We start from the raw sequence: 19,919 nt of genomic DNA, 5'->3' as shown, positions 1-19,919 counted from the left end.
GGCTTCAATCTTTTTTGACATGGAACAGCCCTCCAAAATCCCTCTGTATTTATGGTTCTAGTGTACTGTTTTAGGTACAAAAGTGTCCAAAGGAATTAGGGGGTCGTAAAGAAACGACGCGATCACCCTCGAATATGACGCAATTCCGGTCAGCAGACGCCTTTTCAGATAAAACCTTCAGTCTCAATGAAGCCAAATGATGCGTCAAACCAGCAGAAACATAGTATTTTTTCAAAACATAAAAAAACAAAGCCCCAACCCGAGGCTTTGCTCTAGAAAAATTTATACTTCCTTCACCATATCCGGAGTGACACTCATCCCCGTAGGCACTTCATGATGATGGCGACATCTTGGCTCGTAGGCTTCTGATGCCCCGACAAGGATGACGGGATCATCGTAACAAGCCGGTTCACCATTGATCAGGCGCTGCGTCCGGCTTGCCGGAGAGCCGCATACTGCGCAAACGGCTTGAAGCTTTGTCACTTGTTCGGCAATGGACATCAAGTCCGGCATCGGGCCGAATGGCTCTCCCCGGAAATCCTGATCAAGACCAGCGAGGATGACACGGTATCCGCTGTTCGCTAATTTCTGGACGACGTCGACGATGCCTTCGTCAAAAAACTGAACCTCATCGATGGCAACGACATCCACCTCTGGATTCAGGTCATCAAGGATCACGCTTGACTCCTCGACTGCTTTGGCGATGACAGAGGTACCATTATGAGATACAACCGATTCATCGCTGTAGCGATTATCTAGTTTTGGCTTATACACAGCAATTTCTTGTTTGGCAAATTGAGTGCGTCGGACCCGGCGGATCAGTTCTTCGGATTTCCCTGAGAACATGCTGCCGCAAATGACTTCTACCCAACCCGTTTGTTTCATGACATACACGAAAGCGCCTCTCCTTCCTTACACATTAATCTATAAAAAACAGCCTGGCTGTTAGTGAAAACGGACTACATATTAGTATAAAGCATTCCTTTATGTACGGGAATCATGCTCAAAATCCGGTAATTTGGCAGAAAAAAAGAGGCACAGCTCAATTGGAACTGCCTCTATTTCTCTAACCATTCTGCTTTAAACGTAATAAAAAACAGGCAAGCATGAAGATCCTTGCCTGTTTTTCTAATAGAAGAGAAGGATCAGCACCTACGCGCAAAGGCGTTCGGTGCGTCCTTCTGGCTCTTCATTATTGTTGTTGATTTTTAAGACCGTATTTTTTGTTGAAACGGTCAACACGTCCACCAGCGTCAGCGAATTTCTGACGTCCTGTGTAGAATGGATGGCATTCAGAACATACCTCAACGCGCATTTCTTCCGCTACAGAACCAGTTTCAAATTCGTTACCGCAAGCACAGCTAACTTTGATCGTGTTGTACTTAGGATGAATTCCTGATTTCATTTCTTTCATCTCCTTCCGCCCTGAATCATCTGAGACAGAGTAATTTATTACGAAGATATATGTGATATGAGCATAAGCATGAGAGTAATAGCCAGCCCCTTACCACATCCAGTTTTTAAAAACACATTGATATCATTATAACAAGGACAAAGTGTTTTTGCAACATGCAAAACTGGTAATTCCAGTCACCCTATTCCTTGAAAAATCATTCGATCATTAGATTAACGCTTCTTGGACTCTTCTGTCAACACATTGAAAAATTCTTCATTCGTCTTCGATTGCTTCAGCTTGCGCATAAGCTTCTCGGCGAAATCAGGCTGATCGGACATGGCTTTTCTGATCGCCCAAAGTTTTTCAAGATGGTCCGGTTTGATAAGAAGTTCCTCACGACGCGTTCCGGAACGACGGATGTCGATGGCCGGGAAGATACGTCTCTCTGCAAGGGAACGGTCCAGATGAAGTTCAAGGTTACCTGTCCCTTTGAATTCTTCATAAATGACGTCATCCATACGGGAACCTGTGTCGACAAGCGCCGTTGCAAGGACCGTCAAGCTTCCGCCCTCTTCAATGTTACGGGCTGCCCCGAAGAATCGTTTCGGACGGTGGAACGCAGCAGGGTCGATACCACCGGATAGAGTCCGTCCACTTGGCGGGATGACGAGATTGTACGCACGTGCGAGACGAGTGATACTATCCATCAGGATGATGACGTCACGCTTGTGCTCAACTAAACGCATGGCGCGCTCAAGCACGAGCTCGGCCACTTTGATATGGTTTTCAGGAACCTCATCAAATGTCGAACTGACGACTTCCGCTTCTACAGAGCGTTCGATGTCCGTTACTTCCTCTGGACGCTCATCGATGAGAAGAATGATGAGTTCCGCTTCAGGATGATTCGTTGTAATCGAATTGGCGATTTCCTTGATCAGCATCGTCTTACCGGCTTTAGGCGGTGCCACGACCAGACCACGCTGTCCAAATCCGACGGGAGCGATAAGATCCATCACACGTGTGGAAATTTTATTCGGTTCTGTTTCAAGCTTCATTTGACGGTCAGGGTATAAAGGCGTCAATCCTGGGAAATGCACGCGCTCTTTCGCAGAATCAGGCTCTTCCCCGTTCACCATTTCAACATGAAGCAGTCCGAAGTAGCGTTCGTTTTCTTTCGGAGGACGTACTTTTCCCGATACTTTATCCCCGTTTCGAAGGTCGAAACGACGGATCTGCGATGCAGAAATATAAATATCCTCAGAGCTCGGAGAATAGTTGATCGGACGCAGGAAACCGAAGCCTTCTGATTGGATGATTTCCAGGACACCTTCCATGAAAAAGAAGCCTTCTTGTTCTGCACGAACTTTAAGGATGGCAAAAATCAGTTCTTTTTTTGTTAATTTACTATAATAAGAAACTTTGTATTGTTTGGCTAGCTCATAAAGCTCTTTCAGCTTCATATTTTCTAAGCTAGAGATTGTTAACTCTTCCATTATGACACCACGCTTTATTAATTTGTCCTACCTAAAAATAAAAAAAGAAGGGTAGATTTTTCTAAAAATGAAGAAATAGTTGAAGCATATATAAAGAAAAAACGCTGAAGATAAAAACCTTATCTATTGTAACCATACTTTTCATTAAGAATCAATGACTGGGTAAAAAAAGGAAGGTAGATTTGGTAGATAGGCAGCATTTTTTCACCTAGGAAGAAAAAAAGTGAGTGATAAGAGCGTGGACAGGCAGATGTCCTGCCCATCCGTTACTCTTATTTAAGAGGAGTTGGTTTCTCTCTCTGTATTGCTTGTTTCTATTATCTCATGACCAGGTTCGGCTTTTTCTGAAGACTGTGGCGTCCGTCGATGAACCGGACCGTACCGGACTTCGCACGCATAACGACTGAATGAGTCAGGCCGTATGTCCCTTTGAGCTGAACACCTCTTAGCAGTTCTCCGTCTGTTACACCTGTTGCTGCAAAGATGGCATCGTCACCGCATACGAGGTCTTCCATTCGAAGAATCTTGTCCACATCCAGCCCCATGCCGATACAGCGCTGAAGTTCCGCATCGTTTTGCGGAAGAAGCTTTCCTTGGATTTCTCCTCCAAGGCATTTCAGCGCAACGGCCGCAAGAACTCCCTCTGGAGCACCGCCGGATCCGAACAGGATATCGACACCCGTATGATCGAATGCCGTGTTCATGGCGCCTGCCACGTCTCCATCGTTGATCAGCTTGATGCGGGCTCCCGCTTCTCTTAACTGCTGGATGATATGTTCATGACGCGGGCGATTCAAGACTGTCGCCACCACGTCTTCAATATCCTTATTCTTTGCTTTCGCAACGGCTTTCAGGTTATCGATGACAGAAGCGTTGATGTCGATTTCCCCGACCGCTTCCGGTCCGACTGCGATTTTATCCATATACATATCTGGTGCATTCAGTAGGTTTCCATGGTCTGCCACCGCGAGTACCGCCAGTGCATTCCAGCCTCCGGAAGCAACGATATTCGTTCCTTCCAACGGATCGACGGCTACATCGACGCGTGGACCGTAGCCTGTCCCTAATTTTTCACCAATATAAAGCATCGGAGCTTCATCCATTTCCCCTTCACCGATGACGACCGTTCCTTTCATCGGTACGGTATCGAATACATCGCGCATGGCAGAAGTTGCAGCGTCATCCGCTTCGTCCTTCTTTCCGCGACCCATCCAGCGTGCCGATGCAAGGGCAGCCCCCTCTGTTACTCGAACTAGCTCCATTGATAAACTTCTTTCCATGTATATAGCCTCCCGTAATCCCTTTTGTTTTACAATATTCTTAAATTGTATAACATATTGACAGATTTATTGTAACACATTGAGATCGTTAGGGAGACTTTTTTTCTGAAAAAGTAGGACACAATGGCATAAGCATGTAAAAAAATTATGGTAATACAGGGAATAGTTCTTGAATACTGGTCTCAAATAGCAAGCAGTTGTTGATTTCCGCTCCAGGGTGCTCGCTTTCCGCGGGGCGTGAGTTGAGCCTCCTCGGGCTATGCCCTGCGGGGTCTCAACTTTCACGCGTTTCCCGCAGGAGTCGAGCACCCTTCCGCTCCAATCAACTTGGAGTATTTAACGGCTCCTATAAATGAGTGTGAATAAATCATAAAAGCCACACTAAATCCCTACGACTTCATCTGCTCCAATTCCTCTGCAGACATTTTTTCACGCCAGATGGTGGCGCCGAGGCCTTCGAGTTTGGCGACGAGGTCGCTGTAGCCGCGGTCGATGTGTTCGAGGCCGGTGACTTCGGTGATGCCTTCTGCCATTAAGCCTGCGATGACAAGGGCGGCTCCTGCCCGGAGGTCGCTTGCCTTCACTTTGGCTCCCTGCAGTTGGGCGGGACCGTTGACGATGGCGGAACGTCCTTCGACTTTGATTGTGGCATTCATTCTTCTCAGCTCATCGATATGCTTGAAGCGGGCTGAGTAGATGGTATCCGTTACGACGGCAGATCCTTCTGCACGATTCAGCAGCGTAGTGAATGGCTGCTGCAGATCGGTTGGGAACCCTGGGTAAACGAGTGTTTTCACATCGACGGATTTGAGCTTGTCCGCCCTGCCGATGAAGATCTGGTCGTCATTCGTTTCGACCGGCACTCCCATTTCACGGAGCTTGGCGATGACCGATTCCATATGTAACGGGATGACATTGTCGACGAGTACCCCTTTACCGACTGCAGCGGCAAGGATCATGAATGTTCCTGCTTCGATGCGGTCAGGAATGATGGTATGACGGCAGCCGTGAAGCTCGTCCACTCCATCGATACGGATCACGTCTGTTCCTGCTCCTTTGATCTTCGCACCCATATTGCTCAGTAATGTGGCGACGTCAATGATTTCAGGTTCTTTTGCCGCATTTTCAATGATCGTTCTGCCTTTCGCGCGAACCGCTGCAAGCATGATGTTGATTGTTGCACCGACACTCACGACATCAAGGTAGATGCGGGCACCTTTTAGTTCATCAGCACGGAGATAGATTGCACCCTGTTCGTTGGTGACTTCCGCTCCAAGTGCCTCGAACCCTTTAATATGTTGATCGATCGGACGCGGACCAAGATGGCATCCACCCGGTAATCCGATGACCGCTTTTTTGAATCGTCCAAGCATCGCACCCATTAAATAATAGGAAGCACGAAGCTTTTTCACCTTCCCGCTAGGTAAAGGCATGGACACCATTTGACTTGGATCTACACTCATATCCCCATCTTCCAATGAGACGGAACCACCGATCTCTTCTAAGAGATCTTTCAGCGTTCTTACATCAGAGATATCTGGTAACCCTTCGATTGTGACCGGAGAATCAGCAAGAATGGTTGCCGGGATCAAGGCTACCGCACTATTTTTGGCCCCACTGACTTTAATGGTACCTTCCAGGGGGTAACCTCCTGCAATTTTTAGCTTTTCCATATTAAACTCCCTTCCACTGTTCATCGATTTAGGGCATGCTACCCTATACCTAAAACAAAAAGGATTATTTTTCCAATAGAAGACGTTCTAAGAAGTATTGTCTACTAGTGTATACATAATTCGTCAAAACATGTATAGGATAATCGGATTTTTTTCCTTTAGACCGATTGACCTAAAATCAGCGATTATTCCAGTCATTCAAGAAGGCATCGATTCCTTTGTCCGTCAGTGGATGCTGGAATAATTGCTTCAACACTTTAAGAGGAACGGTTGCGATATGAGCCCCTCGGAGCGCCGCTTCCGTAATATGCTGTGGATGACGGGTGGAAGCCGCGATGATTTCCGTTTCCAATCCGTGTATCGCAAAGATCTCGGCAATCTGGGAAACCAGCTCCAGACCGTCATGTCCGATATCATCCAATCTTCCTAAAAAAGGCGAAACATACGTCGCTCCAGCACGAGCCGCTAAAAGCGCCTGATTCGCACTGAAGATCAGCGTGACATTTGTCTTGATCCCTTCTTTAGCAAAAGTGGATGCAGCCGTCAGACCGTCCGGCGTCATTGGAAGCTTCACCGTAATATTAGGCGCGATCTTCGCAAGCTCCCTTCCCTCTTTAATCATGCCTTCAGCATCCAATGCGATGACTTCAGCGCTTACAGAACCAGGGACAAGATCCGTGATTTCTTTTAGTCTGTCCTCAAATGTAACGCCCTTCTCTTTTGCTACTAGGGACGGATTCGTTGTCACTCCTGAAATAATACCCCATTCAAATGCTTCCTTGATTTCACTCATGTTTGCTGTGTCTATGAAAAATTTCATTTCCTCTACCCCATTTTCGACAAAATTTTCAATCATCTTTTAATGAACGGAAGGGACTGACCCAAAAGGTATCAAACCTCTCCCGGTGCCAGTCCCATCCTACAGCTTCATTCTTTTTCTACCACATAAGGAAAGCCCCTAATCTATCCCCCAGGACTTTCCAAACATTACCTGTCTACTATTACGCCTGGTTAGAAGAACCGAATTCGCGCATTTTGCCAGCGACTGTTGCTTTGATCGCTTCGCGTGCAGGTCCCATGTATTTACGTGGATCATATACTTCTGTATCTGCAGCAAGAACTTCACGTACCGCTTTAGCAGAAGCAATTTGGTTTTCAGTGTTTACGTTGATTTTAGCTGTTCCGAAAGAAATCGCTTTTTGGATATCTTTTGTAGGGATTCCAGTACCACCGTGAAGGACTAGAGGTACTCCAGTCGCTGCACCGATTTCTTCCATTTCTTTGAATCCTAGGTTTGGTTCACCTTTGTAAGGACCGTGAACTGAACCAAGAGCAGGTGCTAGAGTATCGATACCCGTACGTTCAACCATCTCTTGGCACTCTTTAGGATCTGCATAGATAACGCCGTCTGCCACTACGTCATCTTCCTGTCCACCGACTGTTCCAAGCTCGGCTTCAACAGAAACACCTTTAGAGTGAGCATATTCAACCACTTTAGAAGTCGTTTCAATGTTCTCCTCGAAAGGACCGTGAGAAGCATCGATCATAACAGAAGTGAATCCTGCATCGATCGCTTCTTTACATTTTTCAAAGCTTGAACCGTGATCTAAGTGGATCGCAACAGGAACTGTGATGTTCAAGTCTTCCATAAGACCTTCCACCATTTTCACAACTGTTTTGAAGCCGCTCATGTAACGGGCAGCACCTTCAGACACACCAAGGATGACAGGTGATTTTTCTTCTTCAGCCGCTTGCAGGATCGCTTGAGTGAACTCAAGGTTATTCAGGTTGAATTGACCTACCGCGTAGCTTTTTTCTTTTGCTTGAATAAGCATGTCTTTCATTGAAACTAAAGGCATAGTTATTTCCTCCTTGTATTCAGTCAGTCGACCATTTTGGTATAAATGGCGGTGTTATGTATAACACCTTGTGACATAGTTAACAAATTCACTTGTATCATACCAAAACAGAATTGATTTTACCAACTGCAGAGGCGAAATGTTAAAAATACTACTATTTTCACTATTCAAATAACTTCCTTATACTGGAATATACTGTCTGACGGCCTGTCTGATATCGTCAATATCAAACGGCTTCGCAAAATGGGTAAGCGCTCCCAAGTCCTTTGCCTCCTGGATCATGTCGAGTTCTCCGTATGCAGTCATGATAATGACGCGAATATCCGCATCTTTCTGCTTCATCCGCTTCAGGATTTCAATTCCATCCATTCCAGGAATTTTCATATCGAGCAAAACCAGATCAGGGGAATGCTTATCTACGATTTCAAGAGCCTGAATGCCGTTCGCAGCTTGAAATGTTTGGTAGCCTTCCTTTTGCAACACTTCATTTAATAGAATCCTAATACCAAATTGATCGTCCACAATCAGAATCTTCTCATTCATATACCCCAGTCCCCTTCACATTTTAGTAAATTATGTATTCCGACGGTAAATAATTGTATATTTATTACTTATTCTCTTTTTCTGTAAAAAAATCCTGCTTGTTCTCAAGATTTTGCTAGAGACCTTTTTCCCCTTTATAATAAGGGTTATGATGAGAAATGTCGAAGATGAATATGGAAGGAGATTGAACTTATGATCAAAATGTTCACAACACAGTTAACAGGACTGTTCAAACGGATTTATGATAAACAGGAATTCGAAATCGAGGACGGCGCACGCCTCCTTGCCCAGGCCGCCATCGGACAAGGAAGCATCTACATAAAAGGCTACCGGGAAATGGAAGCCGTCACCGCAGAAGCCCTGTTCGGTGCCGAGCCGCTTCCTTCTGCCAAACGATATGATTCTTCCATTGAACTGACGGAAGCGGATCGTGTGCTGATCATCACCCGCTATTCAACGGATGAAGAGGCCGTTGCGTTCGCGAAGAAGCTTTCTGCTGACGGTGTGCCCTTTGTAGCGGTGTCCGGCATGGTGGAAGGAGAAGAGAGTCTATTGGACCTTGCCGACATTCATCTGGATACAAAAGTGATCAAAGGGATGCTCCCCGGCGATGAAATCGGTGAGCGCGTGAGCTTCCCTTCCAGCATGGCTGCCCTCTATCTCTATTTCGCATTGGGGTTTGTGATCCGTGAGATGTTGGAGGAGTATGAGGAGTAATGAATGGAGCCTGTTCCGTTTTGGGGATGGGCTTTTTTTGATGGGATGGGGTATGGATTTAGTGACTGGATCAGGTTTAGAGTCTGGCGGATTTTGTCGAAAGTGGCAGAACTGTCAATAAACCCAAACCACCACCCTCCTCCATGACCACTACCCAAACACAAAAAAGCCCTCCCAAACCGGGAGGGCTCTATCAATCAAATCTTATTTCTCACCATACGCAAGGGACGCTTCCACGAAGTCTCTGAATAGAGGCTGCGGGCGTGTCGGGCGTGATGTGAATTCCGGGTGGAATTGAGATGCGACGAACCATGGGTGGTCGCTCAGCTCGATGATTTCCACAAGTCGGCCATCCGGGCTTGTGCCTGAGAAGATGAAGCCGGCTTTTTCCATTTGCTCACGGTAGTGATTGTTGAATTCGAAACGGTGACGGTGACGTTCGTATACGACTTCTCCATCGTAGGCTGCATAGGCTTTTGAACCTTTTGTCAGCTTACATGGGTATAGTCCGAGACGAAGCGTCCCGCCAAGGTCTTCGATATCCTTTTGTTCCGGTAATAGATCGATGACAGGGTATGGCGTTTCAGGATTCAGCTCAGCAGAGTGTGCTCCTTCAAGTCCAAGGACATTACGCGCATATTCGACGGATGCAAGCTGCATGCCAAGGCAGATTCCAAGGAAAGGAATCTTGTTTTCACGGGCATATTGCGTCGCAGCGATCTTTCCTTCGACACCCCGGTCACCGAAGCCGCCTGGTACAAGAATTCCATCCACGTCAGCAAGCTTCTCTGCAACATTTTCGTTGTCCACAAGCTCAGAGTTCAACCATCTCACTTCAATGTCGCTGTCGAAATGATAACCTGCATGACGAAGGGCTTCCACTACAGAAATATAGGCATCCTGTAATTCAACATATTTCCCGACAAGGGCGATCCTTGTTTTGCGGGAAAGGTTTTTCACCCGGTCGACCAGTTCATTCCACTCGGTCATGTCTGCTTCATGGCAGTTCAGCTTCAAGTGCTGACAAGTGATTTCATCAAGCTTCTGATCCTGAAGGGCAAGTGGTACAGAGTAAAGCGTATCTGCATCCATTGCTTCGATTACCGCATGTTTATCGATATCACAGAATAACGCGATCTTGTCTTTCATATCCTGGGTCATCGGCATTTCGTTACGCACGACGATGACATTCGGCTGGATACCGAGGCTGCGAAGCTCTTTTACACTGTGCTGGGTCGGTTTCGTCTTCATTTCACCCGCCGCTTTAATATAAGGGATAAGCGTACAGTGAATATACATCACATTGTCACGACCGACATCACTCTTGATCTGGCGAATCGCTTCAAGGAATGGAAGCGATTCGATATCTCCAACCGTTCCACCGATTTCCGTGATCACGACATCGGAATTCGTTTCGCGTCCGGCACGGTAAACGCGCTCTTTGATTTCATTTGTAATATGCGGGATGACTTGCACAGTCCCGCCAAGATAATCCCCGCGGCGCTCTTTTTTCAGAACAGTAGAATAGATTTTACCCGTTGTCACAGAGCTGTATTTCGTCAGGTTAATGTCAACGAAACGCTCGTAGTGACCCAAGTCAAGATCCGTCTCAGCACCATCATCGGTTACGAATACTTCACCGTGCTGATAAGGACTCATCGTTCCCGGATCCACGTTGATGTATGGATCGAACTTCTGGATCGTGACGCTCACTCCACGGTTTTTCAATAGTCTTCCAAGGGACGCTGCTGTGATCCCTTTCCCTAGTGACGACACTACGCCGCCTGTTACGAAAATATACTTAGTCATGTATATGTCCCCCTTCAAAGTAAGTTTGGTTCAAAAAAAGTAGAGGGTGTCTATTGTAGGTATGTCATGAATTTATCTTGTTCAAAGAAGGACAAGTCCATTCTCTTAAAATAATTTCATCTGCATACTCAAGCTTTAAGACAGCCTCTTATGATCAAGATACATAAAAACGGAAGGGGTCTTTAAAGAATCGATCCGCCACTTATGAAAGGTTGACAAAAACCCGTTCATGTCAATGTATTCTTCTTATAAAAACAAAAAACGCCCCGCTTACAATCTTGTAAGGGGAGCGTGATATACGTGATCTGTCCCTTTTTAGGGAGCCCAAATAAAATACTACCTTCCTAAGAGGTAGAAGTCAAGCATAGAATAAGGGATAGAATTTTCACTCATTTCGCGCAAATCAAAAGGCCCCCGGAAGACCCAAAAGCCTGGCGGGAGCCGTACTGATCCGGGAGAGATTATTTCTCTTCCTCTTCTTCTGATTCATCTTCTTCGTCTTCGTCATCATCTTCGACATCGTCGAATTCATCGATCTCGAGCTCTTCCTCGTCGTCATCGATATCCAGATCCTCGTCTGCATCAACATCGACATCGTCGTCGTCATCTGTAAGATCATCATCGTCGTCTGCATCATCAAGATCATCATAATCAAGATCTTCATCATCCAGATCATCGAAGTCATCCAGATCAAGATCTTCGTCTTTCTTCTTCGCCTTTTTCTTTTTGCTGGATTTCATCGTTGGAACGGTCTCTTCCTCGATTTGATCAACCGGGTACCATTCTCTTAATCCCCAACGGTTATCACCCGTGGCAAGGTATCGTCCGTCGATATTCAAGTCCGTGTAAAATTGAAGTAAACGGCTCTTAACCTCTTTATCAGAGATTTCAAGCAAACCTTTTATTTCCTTCACGATCTCTTCAAATGCCATCGCTTGCTTTTTCTCTACTAAAATTTCATGTGCCAGTTCAATGAATGATGTTTGACGCAATTCTTCTTTGGATAATTGCTTAAGACTCACTTTACGCACTTCCTTTCTCTATTTCACACTCTACTAAGTAGAGTAAAAAAGGGCAAAAATTCTCCATTATCAATTTTAACCATATTCAACATTATAAACAATATAAATCACTTTATGCCAGACATATCTCGTTTTTCATGCATTTTTTTCGCATTTGATTTCAGGATGGCCTGCCATTTCCTAACTTCTCTTCTTTTTGACCGTTTTTGATCACCCGGAACGCTTCATAGAATAGATAAAAAGAGAGCAGGAAAAATGGGATGGCACCAAGTTGAAATTGATATAAAAGGATGGCGGCGTATATGATGATGATCAATAGTATGCAGCGTAAAATGGTCTTCACAGTCTCACATCCAAACGTATGTATCGTACTTCCCCTGTTTACTTGTCTGATAATTCTTATTATATAGGATATCTTACCCTATAAGTATTAAGTTCATGTTAAAAAATGGTTGATTTCGTATAAAGGATAGACGGTTTGGTGGGTTTTTAAACTTGTTGTGTTTTCTTTTTTCATTTTTCATGAGAGATGCTTGAAACGCGTCAAAAACCTTAAATGCCACCTTCATTCATACTATGCATACTAATTATCATATATAAGCCATCTGTAAAAAAGAGACCACTGCACTTGTACAGTAGTCTCATTTTCCTTTTCGTTGTTACATATTGCGTCGGTATTGGCCGCCTACTTCGTAGAGGGCGCGTGTGATTTGACCGAGGCTTGCGACTTTTACGGTTTCCATGAGTTGTTCGAAGATGTTTCCTCCGCCCACGGCTGCCTGTTTCAGGCGGTTGAGGGCTTCTTCGGTTTCGTCTTTATGTTGTGATTGGAAATCCCGCAGATTATGAATTTGTGTTTCTTTTTCTTCTTTAGTGGCACGTGCCAGTTCCATGCTATCCATATCTTCTTCAGAAGGCGGATTCGGATTCAGGTAGGTGTTCACTCCCACGATCGGAAGCTCACCGGAATGCTTCTTCATTTCGTAGAACATGGATTCCTCCTGGATCTTGCCACGTTGATACTGGGTTTCCATCGATCCAAGTACGCCGCCGCGGTCATTTAAGCGGTCGAATTCCGTGAGGACCATTTCTTCCACGAGATCCGTCAGCTCTTCTACGATGAACGATCCTTGAAGCGGATTTTCATTTTTCGATAATCCGTGTTCTTTCGTGATGATCATCTGGATCGCCATGGCACGGCGCACGGATTCCTCCGTCGGTGTCGTGATTGCTTCATCATAGGCATTCGTATGCAGGGAATTACAGTTGTCCTGCAGGGCCATCAACGCCTGGAGCGTCGTACGGATATCATTGAAGTCGATTTCCTGGGCATGCAGGGACCGACCGGATGTCTGGATGTGATACTTCAGCTTCTGACTGCGTTCATTCGCACCGTATTTATCCCTCATCACCGTCGACCAGATGCGTCGTGCCACACGTCCGATCACCGTATACTCTGGGTCGAGACCGTTGGAGAAGAAGAACGATAAGTTTGGCGCAAAGGCATTGATATCCATCCCGCGGCTTAAATAGTATTCCACGTACGTAAACCCGTTTGCCAATGTGAAGGCAAGCTGGGAAATCGGATTGGCTCCCGCTTCCGCGATGTGATAGCCGGAAATCGATACAGAGTAATAGTTCCGTACTTTGTGATCGATGAAATACTGCTGGATATCCCCCATCATGCGCAGGGCAAACTCAGTTGAGAAGATACATGTATTCTGACCCTGATCTTCTTTTAAAATATCAGCCTGAACCGTTCCGCGAACGACTTGAAGGGTCTGTTCCTTCACTTCCACATACTCTTCCACCGTCAACACGCGGCCGAGCTCTTCTTCCTTCATGCGGATCTGCTGATCGATCGCCGTATTCATATACATGGCAAGGATGATCGGTGCCGGACCATTGATCGTCATGGACACGGATGTTGAAGGCGCACACAAATCGAAACCGGCATACAGCTTCTTCATGTCTTCCAGCGTACAGATGCTCACACCGCTCTCCCCGACTTTTCCGTAGATGTCAGGACGGTGATCCGGATCTTCACCGTATAGGGTGACGGAATCAAAGGCTGTACTCAAACGTTTCGCATCATCATCTTTCGACAGGTAGTGGAAACGGCGGTTCGTCCGTTCAGGCGTTCCTTCACCGGCGAACTGACGCTTCGGATCCTCTCCTTTACGTTTGAACGGGAATACTCCTGCAGTATAAGGGAAAGAACCTGGAACATTCTCTTTATAGACCCAATCCAGAATTTGACCGTAGTCCTTATATTTTGGAAGGGACACTTTCGGGATATCGAGCCCGGATAAGCTCTTTGTCTTTAACTCCGTGACGATTTCTTTATCACGGATCTTTGTGATGAATTGATCTTTGCTGTACGTTTCTTTAAGATCATCCCATTTTTGTAAAATCCGTTTCGATTCTGATGTTAATTTGTTTTCGACTTCTTCTTTCAACGTTTGAAGGGATGTTACGACCCCATCATTCGTTTCTTTTTCATTGACCGCTTCGATAGCACCTTCAAGCTGGAACAACCGGCGTGCCAGGTTCACCTGTTCTTCTGCTTTTTTATGATAATTACGGACCGTTTCCGCAATCTCACGCAGATAATAGCGGCGATTATTTGGAATGATGACGTTTTGCTTCTCGACATCGACGTCTTTGGAGAAGCTTGTTTTCCAATCCAGCTCCATTTTGTTGTTCACGGTTTCAATGATTGCTGCAAACAGGGCGTTCGTGCCCGGATCATTGAACTGACTGGCGATCGTTCCGTAAACAGGCATGTCATCAAGATCTTTATCAAACAGCATGTGACTGCGCTGGTACTGCTTTTGTACCTGGCGTCTCGCATCCTCCGAGCCTTTGCGCTCGAACTTATTGATGACAATCAGATCGGCATAGTCGATCATATCGATTTTCTCCAGCTGGGACGGGGCACCGAACTCACTCGTCATGACGTACATGGACATATCACAGATTTCTGCGATTTCCGCATCCCCCTGCCCGATCCCGCTCGTTTCCACGACGATCAGGTCATATCCTGCCGCTTTCACGACATTGATCGCGTCCTTGATCGCCAGTGAAAGCTCTGTCTTCGACCCACGTGTTGCAAGGCTTCGCATGTAAACACGGGGATTGAAGATCGCATTCATGCGGATCCGGTCCCCAAGTAAGGCTCCGCCCGTTTTTTGTTTCGTTGGATCGATGGATAGAATCGCGATTTTCTTTTCAGGAAGTTCGTTGATGAAACGACGGATCAGTTCATCCGTCAAGGAACTCTTCCCTGCTCCACCCGTTCCCGTGATCCCAAGAACAGGTGCTTTTTTCGCCAAGCTCTTGATTTCAGAAAAAACGGTCTGGGCTGTCGCCGCCACTTCTTCATTGGCCCCGACCTGATATTCGGCAAGTGAGATCAGCTTCGATACCGTATTCACATCTCCGGTTGAAAGCTTCTCGACTTCCTGATTCACGCTTCCCTTGATGGTAGGGAAATCGCATTCCTCGATCATCTTATTGATCATCCCTTGAAGACCCTGCGTACGGCCGTCTTCAGGAGAGAAGATGCGGGCGATCCCGTATTCGTGAAGTTCTTTGATTTCACGCGGGATGATCACTCCGCCGCCTCCGCCATAAATGCGGATGTGGGAAGCCCCTCTTTCTTTTAAAAGGTCGTACATATATTTAAAGTATTCCACGTGCCCACCCTGATAGGATGAAATCGCAATCCCCTGAACATCTTCCTGAATAGCGGCATTGACGACTTCCTCCACAGAACGGTTATGGCCTAAGTGGATGACTTCTGCCCCACTTGCCTGGATAATCCGACGCATTATGTTGATCGACGCATCATGTCCGTCAAACAGGCTCGATGCCGTGACAAAACGTACATGGTGCTTTGGTTTATAAATCTCAACCGTGCTCATATTACTCCCCCTGTTCTCCCTTGTTTTTCAAAACCGATGATTCCGGTAAAAGTGAGTTCGATCTGCAGATGGATGAATTCCTCGAGTGTATACTTCTTCTGAAGTGCCCAGCGACGGAATCCCCACATCTGTCCCTGGACGAATACATTCTGGGCCAGCATATGGATCTGATCATCATCAAGCTCAAGCTTCCCACTGTCGACGCAGCCTTTGATGAGATCTTCCACCATCCCCACCATTTCAAGTTCTTTCCGGAGTACATATGGAAGGGCATCCTTCGACAAGGATTTCGCTTCCTGATACATGACGAGTACCTCATCCTGCATCCGGTCCATCACCTGAAAATAATGAGCGATGCCGAGACGTAAATTCTCAAGCGTCCCTTTTCCGACATCAAGCTCCTCAAGCTCCAATCGAACCTGCTCATAAATGCTGTCACACACTAAATACAGGACATCTTCCTTTGTTCGTATATATTCGTAGAGCGTTCCGATACTGAATCCGGCGGCCTTTGCAATCTCTCTGGTCGTGGTGCGGTGAAACCCCTTTTGTTTAAACAGAGAGACGGCCCCGCGAATCATCTGATCACGCCGCTTTTCCACCAAACGCTCATCCTTAACCGAAGCATGAACTTCCCTCTTCTTATTCAAAACAACCGACCGCCTTTATATTCCGATTCTCCCATTGACCCCTAATCCAAGAGCACCTGCCTCATCCCCCAACAAAGCAGATACCCAGCTATCCTATTTCGTCACCATCCGCGAAATAACCAATCTCTGAATCTCCTGGGTCCCCTCATAAATCTGAGTGATCTTCGCGTCACGCATATAACGCTCCACCGGATAGTCCTTCGTATAGCCATAACCACCGAAGATCTGAACCGCTTCCGTCGTCACTTTCATCGCTGTATCCCCGGCCATGAGCTTTGACATCGCCGATTCCTTACCGTATGGAAGCCCTTCTGACTCAAGCCACGCTGCTTGATAGGTTAATAGACGGGAAGCCTCGATGGACGTCGCCATATCGGCGATCTTAAATGAAATCCCCTGGTTCGCTGCGATCGGTTTACCGAACTGCTCACGCTCTTTTGCGTAATCAACTGACGCATCAAGTGCTCCCTGGGCAATCCCCACTGCTTGAGCGGCAATCCCGTTACGGCCGCCATCAAGAGTCATCATGGCAATCTTGAATCCGTCTCCTTCGTTGCCCAGCATATTCTCTTTCGGTACCTTGCAGTCTTCAAATACGATTTCAGTTGTTGGTGAAGAACGGATTCCGAGCTTTTTCTCTTTTTTCCCAACCGAGAACCCTTCGAAGTCTGCTTCTACGATAAATGCACTCGTTCCGCGCTGGCGCTGTGATGGATCCGTCAAGGCAAATACGATATACGTATCCGCAATTCCACCGTTTGTGATGAAAATTTTAGAGCCGTTCAGTACGTAGTGATCCCCTTCCAGGCGAGCTGTCGTCTTCATGCCACCTGCGTCAGATCCTGAACCCGGCTCAGTCAAGCCGTAAGCCCCAATCTTTTCACCCTGCGCCATTGGACGAAGGTATTTCTGTTTCTGCTCTTCCGTACCAAACTTATATACCGGCCAACCGGCTAACGAAGTATGGGCAGACAGGGTAACACCTGTAGACGCACACACTCTTGATAGTTCTTCAACTGCGATACAATACGCCAGATAGTCACTGCCGATCCCGCCGTACTCTTCCGGCCAAGGAATCCCCGTCAACCCAAGCTCTGCCATCTTCTTGAATAAATCCATATCAAAGCGCTCTTCCTCATCACGCTCAGCAGCCGTAGGAGCCACCTCATTCCGCGCAAAATCACGCACCATCTTACGTATCATTTCATGCTCTTCCGATAATTTAAAATTCATCTCATTTTCCTCCTATCATCTACATACCGGGTCTGGCACCCTCAAGAGACAAGCCTATGCCACAAACCCATTTACGCCACGAAACATCAAATTATATATCGGGTGCCTGACACGCTAAAAATATGTGCACAAAGACACCCCTCCAAAAATTTTAAACCAACAAATGCTTCCCAATCACTATCCGCTGAATCTCACTCGTACCCTCATAAATCTCCGTCACCTTCGCATCACGGAACAAGCGCTCCACCGGATACTCCTTCGTGTAACCATATCCGCCGTACACCTGAATCGCTTCCGTCGAGACTTCGACGGCTGTTTTCGATGCAAACAGCTTTGCCATACTGGCTTCTTTCCCGCAGGAAATATTGTTCGAACGGAGATTCGCCGCCCGGTACACAAGGAGCTTTGAGCCTTCAACGGCCGTCGCCATATCGGCAAGCTTAAAGCCGATTCCCTGCTGAGCGGCAATCGGTTTGCCGAATTGCACCCGTTCTTTAGCATAAGCCGTTGAGTAATCGAAAGCCGCTTCCGCGATTCCGAGTGCCTGGGCGGCAATTCCGATCCTGCCGACGTCCAGGTTCGCCATGGCAATCTTAAATCCTTCCCCTTCTTCACCGAGAAGGTTTTCAGCCGGGACTTTCATATCTTCAAACGTCAGCTGGACGGTCCGGGAACCGTGCAGCCCCATTTTATGTTCATCTTTCCCGATCACAAGACCAGGTGTATCTTTCTCAACGATGAAGGCCGATACCCCGCGGCTCCCCTTCGTCGAATCCGTCGTTGCAAATACAATATACGTATCGGCTTCCCCACCATTGGTGATAAAGACTTTCGATCCATTCACCACATAGTGGTCCCCACGCTTTTCGGCCCGGGATTTAAGACTCTTCGCATCGGATCCTGCACTCGGCTCCGTCAGGCAGAAGGCCCCTAAATACTCACCCGTTGCAAGCTTTGGAAGATACTTTTGTTTCTGCTCTTTGTTTCCAAAGTAAAGGATCGGATTGGTTCCCACTGATGTATGAACCGACAATATGACCCCGATGGTGGCGCTTACTTTAGACAGCTCGTGGATCGCAATGATATAGGATGTGAAATCCATCTCAGATCCGCCGTACTCTTCAGGGATCGTAATCCCCATCAAACCAAGCTCAGCCATCTTTTTTAAAATTTCTCTCGGAAACTCTCCCGCTTCCATCTTCTCGATGAACGGCTGGATTTCTGTTTCGGCAAAATCCCGGACCATCTTTCTCATCATCTGCTGCTCTTCCGTGAATCGTAACTCCATGACTGTTTCCTCCCTGATGTTCGTCGTGATCACTCGTACGAATAGAAGCCGCGGCCTGTTTTGCGTCCCAGCCAGCCCGCTTTCACATACTTCCTCAATAGAGGACATGGACGGTATTTATCGTCACCGAAGCCTTCGTGCAGGGTTTCCATGATGTAGAGGCATGTATCGAGTCCAATGAAGTCCGCTAACGTAAGAGGTCCCATCGGGTGATTCATCCCGAGCTTCATCACTTCATCGATTGCCTCTTTGCTCGCCACTCCTTCATAAAGGGTGTAGATCGCTTCATTGATCATCGGCATCAGGATCCGGTTTGAAACGAATCCCGGGAAATCCTCGACTTCTACCGGCACTTTGTTAAGGGACTTCGTCATATCTTCAATCACTTGATACACTTCATCCGTTGTCGCAAGCCCACGGATGATCTCAACCAGTTTCATCACCGGTACCGGATTCATGAAGTGCATACCGATTACTTGATGGGGACGCTTCGTCGCTGCCGCAATTTCCGTGATCGGAAGAGAGGATGTGTTCGAAGCCAGGATGGTATGTTCCGGTGTGATCTCATCCAGCTGAGCAAAAATCTTCGTTTTGATGGCCATATTTTCCACTGCCGCTTCAATGACAAGATCCACCTTCTTGGCGTCCCGGATATCGGTTGAAGCCGTCAAACGATTTACCGTCGCTGTTTTATCTTCTTCAGACATTCTTCCTTTTTCAACGGAACGCGTCAGATTCTTCGTGATGACACCCATTCCCTTTTGGACAAACTCTTCTTTCAAATCGTTCAGGTATACGTTGAATCCTGCCTGGGCACAGACTTGGGCGATCCCCGAGCCCATTTGTCCGGCGCCGATGACCATTACGTTTTTAATGTTCATTTTGTTCTCCCCTTTGTTATATGAGACTAGTAATCTAGTTGGTTTGGTTTGGTTTGGTTTGGTTTGGTTTGGTTTGGTTTGGTTTGGTTTGGTTTGGTTTGGTTTGGTTTGGTTTGGTTTGGTTTGGTTTGGTTTGGTTTGGTTTGGTT

Annotated in this window: 17 protein-coding genes; 1 reads left to right on the top strand and 16 read right to left on the bottom strand. The window is 46.7% G+C overall.

All coding sequences use genetic code 11. From position 1 onward, the window contains the following. Positions 1–282: 282 nt before the first annotated feature. The 8 genes from V8G47_RS19850 to V8G47_RS19815 all read right to left on the bottom strand — a co-directional run bounded on the left by V8G47_RS19850 (position 283) and on the right by V8G47_RS19815 (position 8,244). On the bottom strand, positions 283–894 hold the full coding sequence (locus tag V8G47_RS19850) for a thymidine kinase (protein ID WP_060674359.1): 612 nt from the start codon (positions 892–894) through the stop codon (positions 283–285). A 298-nt stretch (positions 895–1,192) separates the two neighbouring features. Beyond that, the gene (rpmE, locus tag V8G47_RS19845) at positions 1,193–1,405 is read right to left on the bottom strand and encodes a 50S ribosomal protein L31 (protein ID WP_034765123.1); all 213 of its coding nucleotides are present in this window, start codon (positions 1,403–1,405) and stop codon (positions 1,193–1,195) included. Between the two features lie 221 nt (positions 1,406–1,626). After that, a complete protein-coding gene (gene rho, locus V8G47_RS19840) occupies positions 1,627–2,889 on the bottom strand; it encodes a transcription termination factor Rho (protein WP_261749287.1) in 1,263 nt (420 codons plus the stop codon). Between the two features lie 317 nt (positions 2,890–3,206). Beyond that, a complete protein-coding gene (gene glpX, locus V8G47_RS19835; RefSeq protein WP_336201567.1) occupies positions 3,207–4,169 on the bottom strand; it encodes a class II fructose-bisphosphatase in 963 nt (320 codons plus the stop codon). Positions 4,170–4,558: 389 nt separating this feature from the next. Beyond that, complete coding sequence (locus V8G47_RS19830; RefSeq protein WP_336201566.1) at positions 4,559–5,842, bottom strand: UDP-N-acetylglucosamine 1-carboxyvinyltransferase; 1,284 nt, start codon at positions 5,840–5,842, stop codon at positions 4,559–4,561. Positions 5,843–6,020: 178 nt separating this feature from the next. Next, positions 6,021–6,662, bottom strand: a complete 642-nt coding sequence (fsa, locus tag V8G47_RS19825) for a fructose-6-phosphate aldolase (protein ID WP_336201565.1) — start codon at positions 6,660–6,662, stop codon at positions 6,021–6,023. 181 nt (positions 6,663–6,843) lie between these two features. Beyond that, complete coding sequence (fdaB, locus tag V8G47_RS19820) at positions 6,844–7,701, bottom strand: class IIb fructose-bisphosphate aldolase FdaB (protein WP_034765113.1); 858 nt, start codon at positions 7,699–7,701, stop codon at positions 6,844–6,846. A 180-nt stretch (positions 7,702–7,881) separates the two neighbouring features. Then, complete coding sequence (locus tag V8G47_RS19815) at positions 7,882–8,244, bottom strand: response regulator (protein ID WP_034765110.1); 363 nt, start codon at positions 8,242–8,244, stop codon at positions 7,882–7,884. Positions 8,245–8,436: 192 nt separating this feature from the next. Between V8G47_RS19815 and V8G47_RS19810 the strand changes: the two genes are divergently transcribed. After that, the gene (locus tag V8G47_RS19810; protein WP_336201564.1) at positions 8,437–8,961 is read left to right on the top strand and encodes a DUF2529 domain-containing protein; all 525 of its coding nucleotides are present in this window, start codon (positions 8,437–8,439) and stop codon (positions 8,959–8,961) included. Positions 8,962–9,165: 204 nt separating this feature from the next. Here the strand turns inward: V8G47_RS19810 and V8G47_RS19805 are convergent, their stop codons facing one another. From V8G47_RS19805 to V8G47_RS19770, 8 genes are all read right to left on the bottom strand, one after another. Next, positions 9,166–10,770 (bottom strand): CTP synthase, encoded by a 1,605-nt coding sequence (locus V8G47_RS19805; protein ID WP_336201563.1) that lies wholly within the window; start codon positions 10,768–10,770, stop codon positions 9,166–9,168. A 461-nt stretch (positions 10,771–11,231) separates the two neighbouring features. After that, positions 11,232–11,792: a DNA-directed RNA polymerase subunit delta gene (rpoE, locus tag V8G47_RS19800; protein ID WP_336201562.1), complete on the bottom strand. Its 561-nt coding sequence runs from the start codon at positions 11,790–11,792 to the stop codon at positions 11,232–11,234. A 160-nt stretch (positions 11,793–11,952) separates the two neighbouring features. Then, a complete protein-coding gene (locus tag V8G47_RS19795; protein ID WP_336201561.1) occupies positions 11,953–12,135 on the bottom strand; it encodes a hypothetical protein in 183 nt (60 codons plus the stop codon). Between the two features lie 316 nt (positions 12,136–12,451). Beyond that, positions 12,452–15,718, bottom strand: a complete 3,267-nt coding sequence (icmF, locus tag V8G47_RS19790; RefSeq protein ID WP_336201560.1) for a fused isobutyryl-CoA mutase/GTPase IcmF — start codon at positions 15,716–15,718, stop codon at positions 12,452–12,454. Then, positions 15,715–16,368 (bottom strand): TetR/AcrR family transcriptional regulator, encoded by a 654-nt coding sequence (locus V8G47_RS19785; protein ID WP_336201559.1) that lies wholly within the window; start codon positions 16,366–16,368, stop codon positions 15,715–15,717. The genes icmF and V8G47_RS19785 overlap by 4 nt, the downstream gene beginning before the upstream one ends. A gap of 93 nt (positions 16,369–16,461) precedes the next feature. After that, the gene (locus V8G47_RS19780) at positions 16,462–17,601 is read right to left on the bottom strand and encodes an acyl-CoA dehydrogenase (protein ID WP_034765086.1); all 1,140 of its coding nucleotides are present in this window, start codon (positions 17,599–17,601) and stop codon (positions 16,462–16,464) included. Positions 17,602–17,752: 151 nt separating this feature from the next. After that, on the bottom strand, positions 17,753–18,889 hold the full coding sequence (locus V8G47_RS19775) for an acyl-CoA dehydrogenase (RefSeq protein ID WP_336201558.1): 1,137 nt from the start codon (positions 18,887–18,889) through the stop codon (positions 17,753–17,755). A 29-nt stretch (positions 18,890–18,918) separates the two neighbouring features. Then, positions 18,919–19,770: a 3-hydroxybutyryl-CoA dehydrogenase gene (locus V8G47_RS19770; protein ID WP_336201557.1), complete on the bottom strand. Its 852-nt coding sequence runs from the start codon at positions 19,768–19,770 to the stop codon at positions 18,919–18,921. Between the last annotated feature and the right edge of the window lie 149 nt (positions 19,771–19,919).

The sequence above is a fragment of the Rossellomorea sp. LJF3 genome, from assembly GCF_037046045.1.
Lineage (GTDB): Bacteria > Bacillota > Bacilli > Bacillales > Bacillaceae_B > Rossellomorea.
The sequence above is the reverse complement of the archived record's forward strand: the minus strand, read 5'-3'. Positions and strand labels throughout refer to the sequence as shown.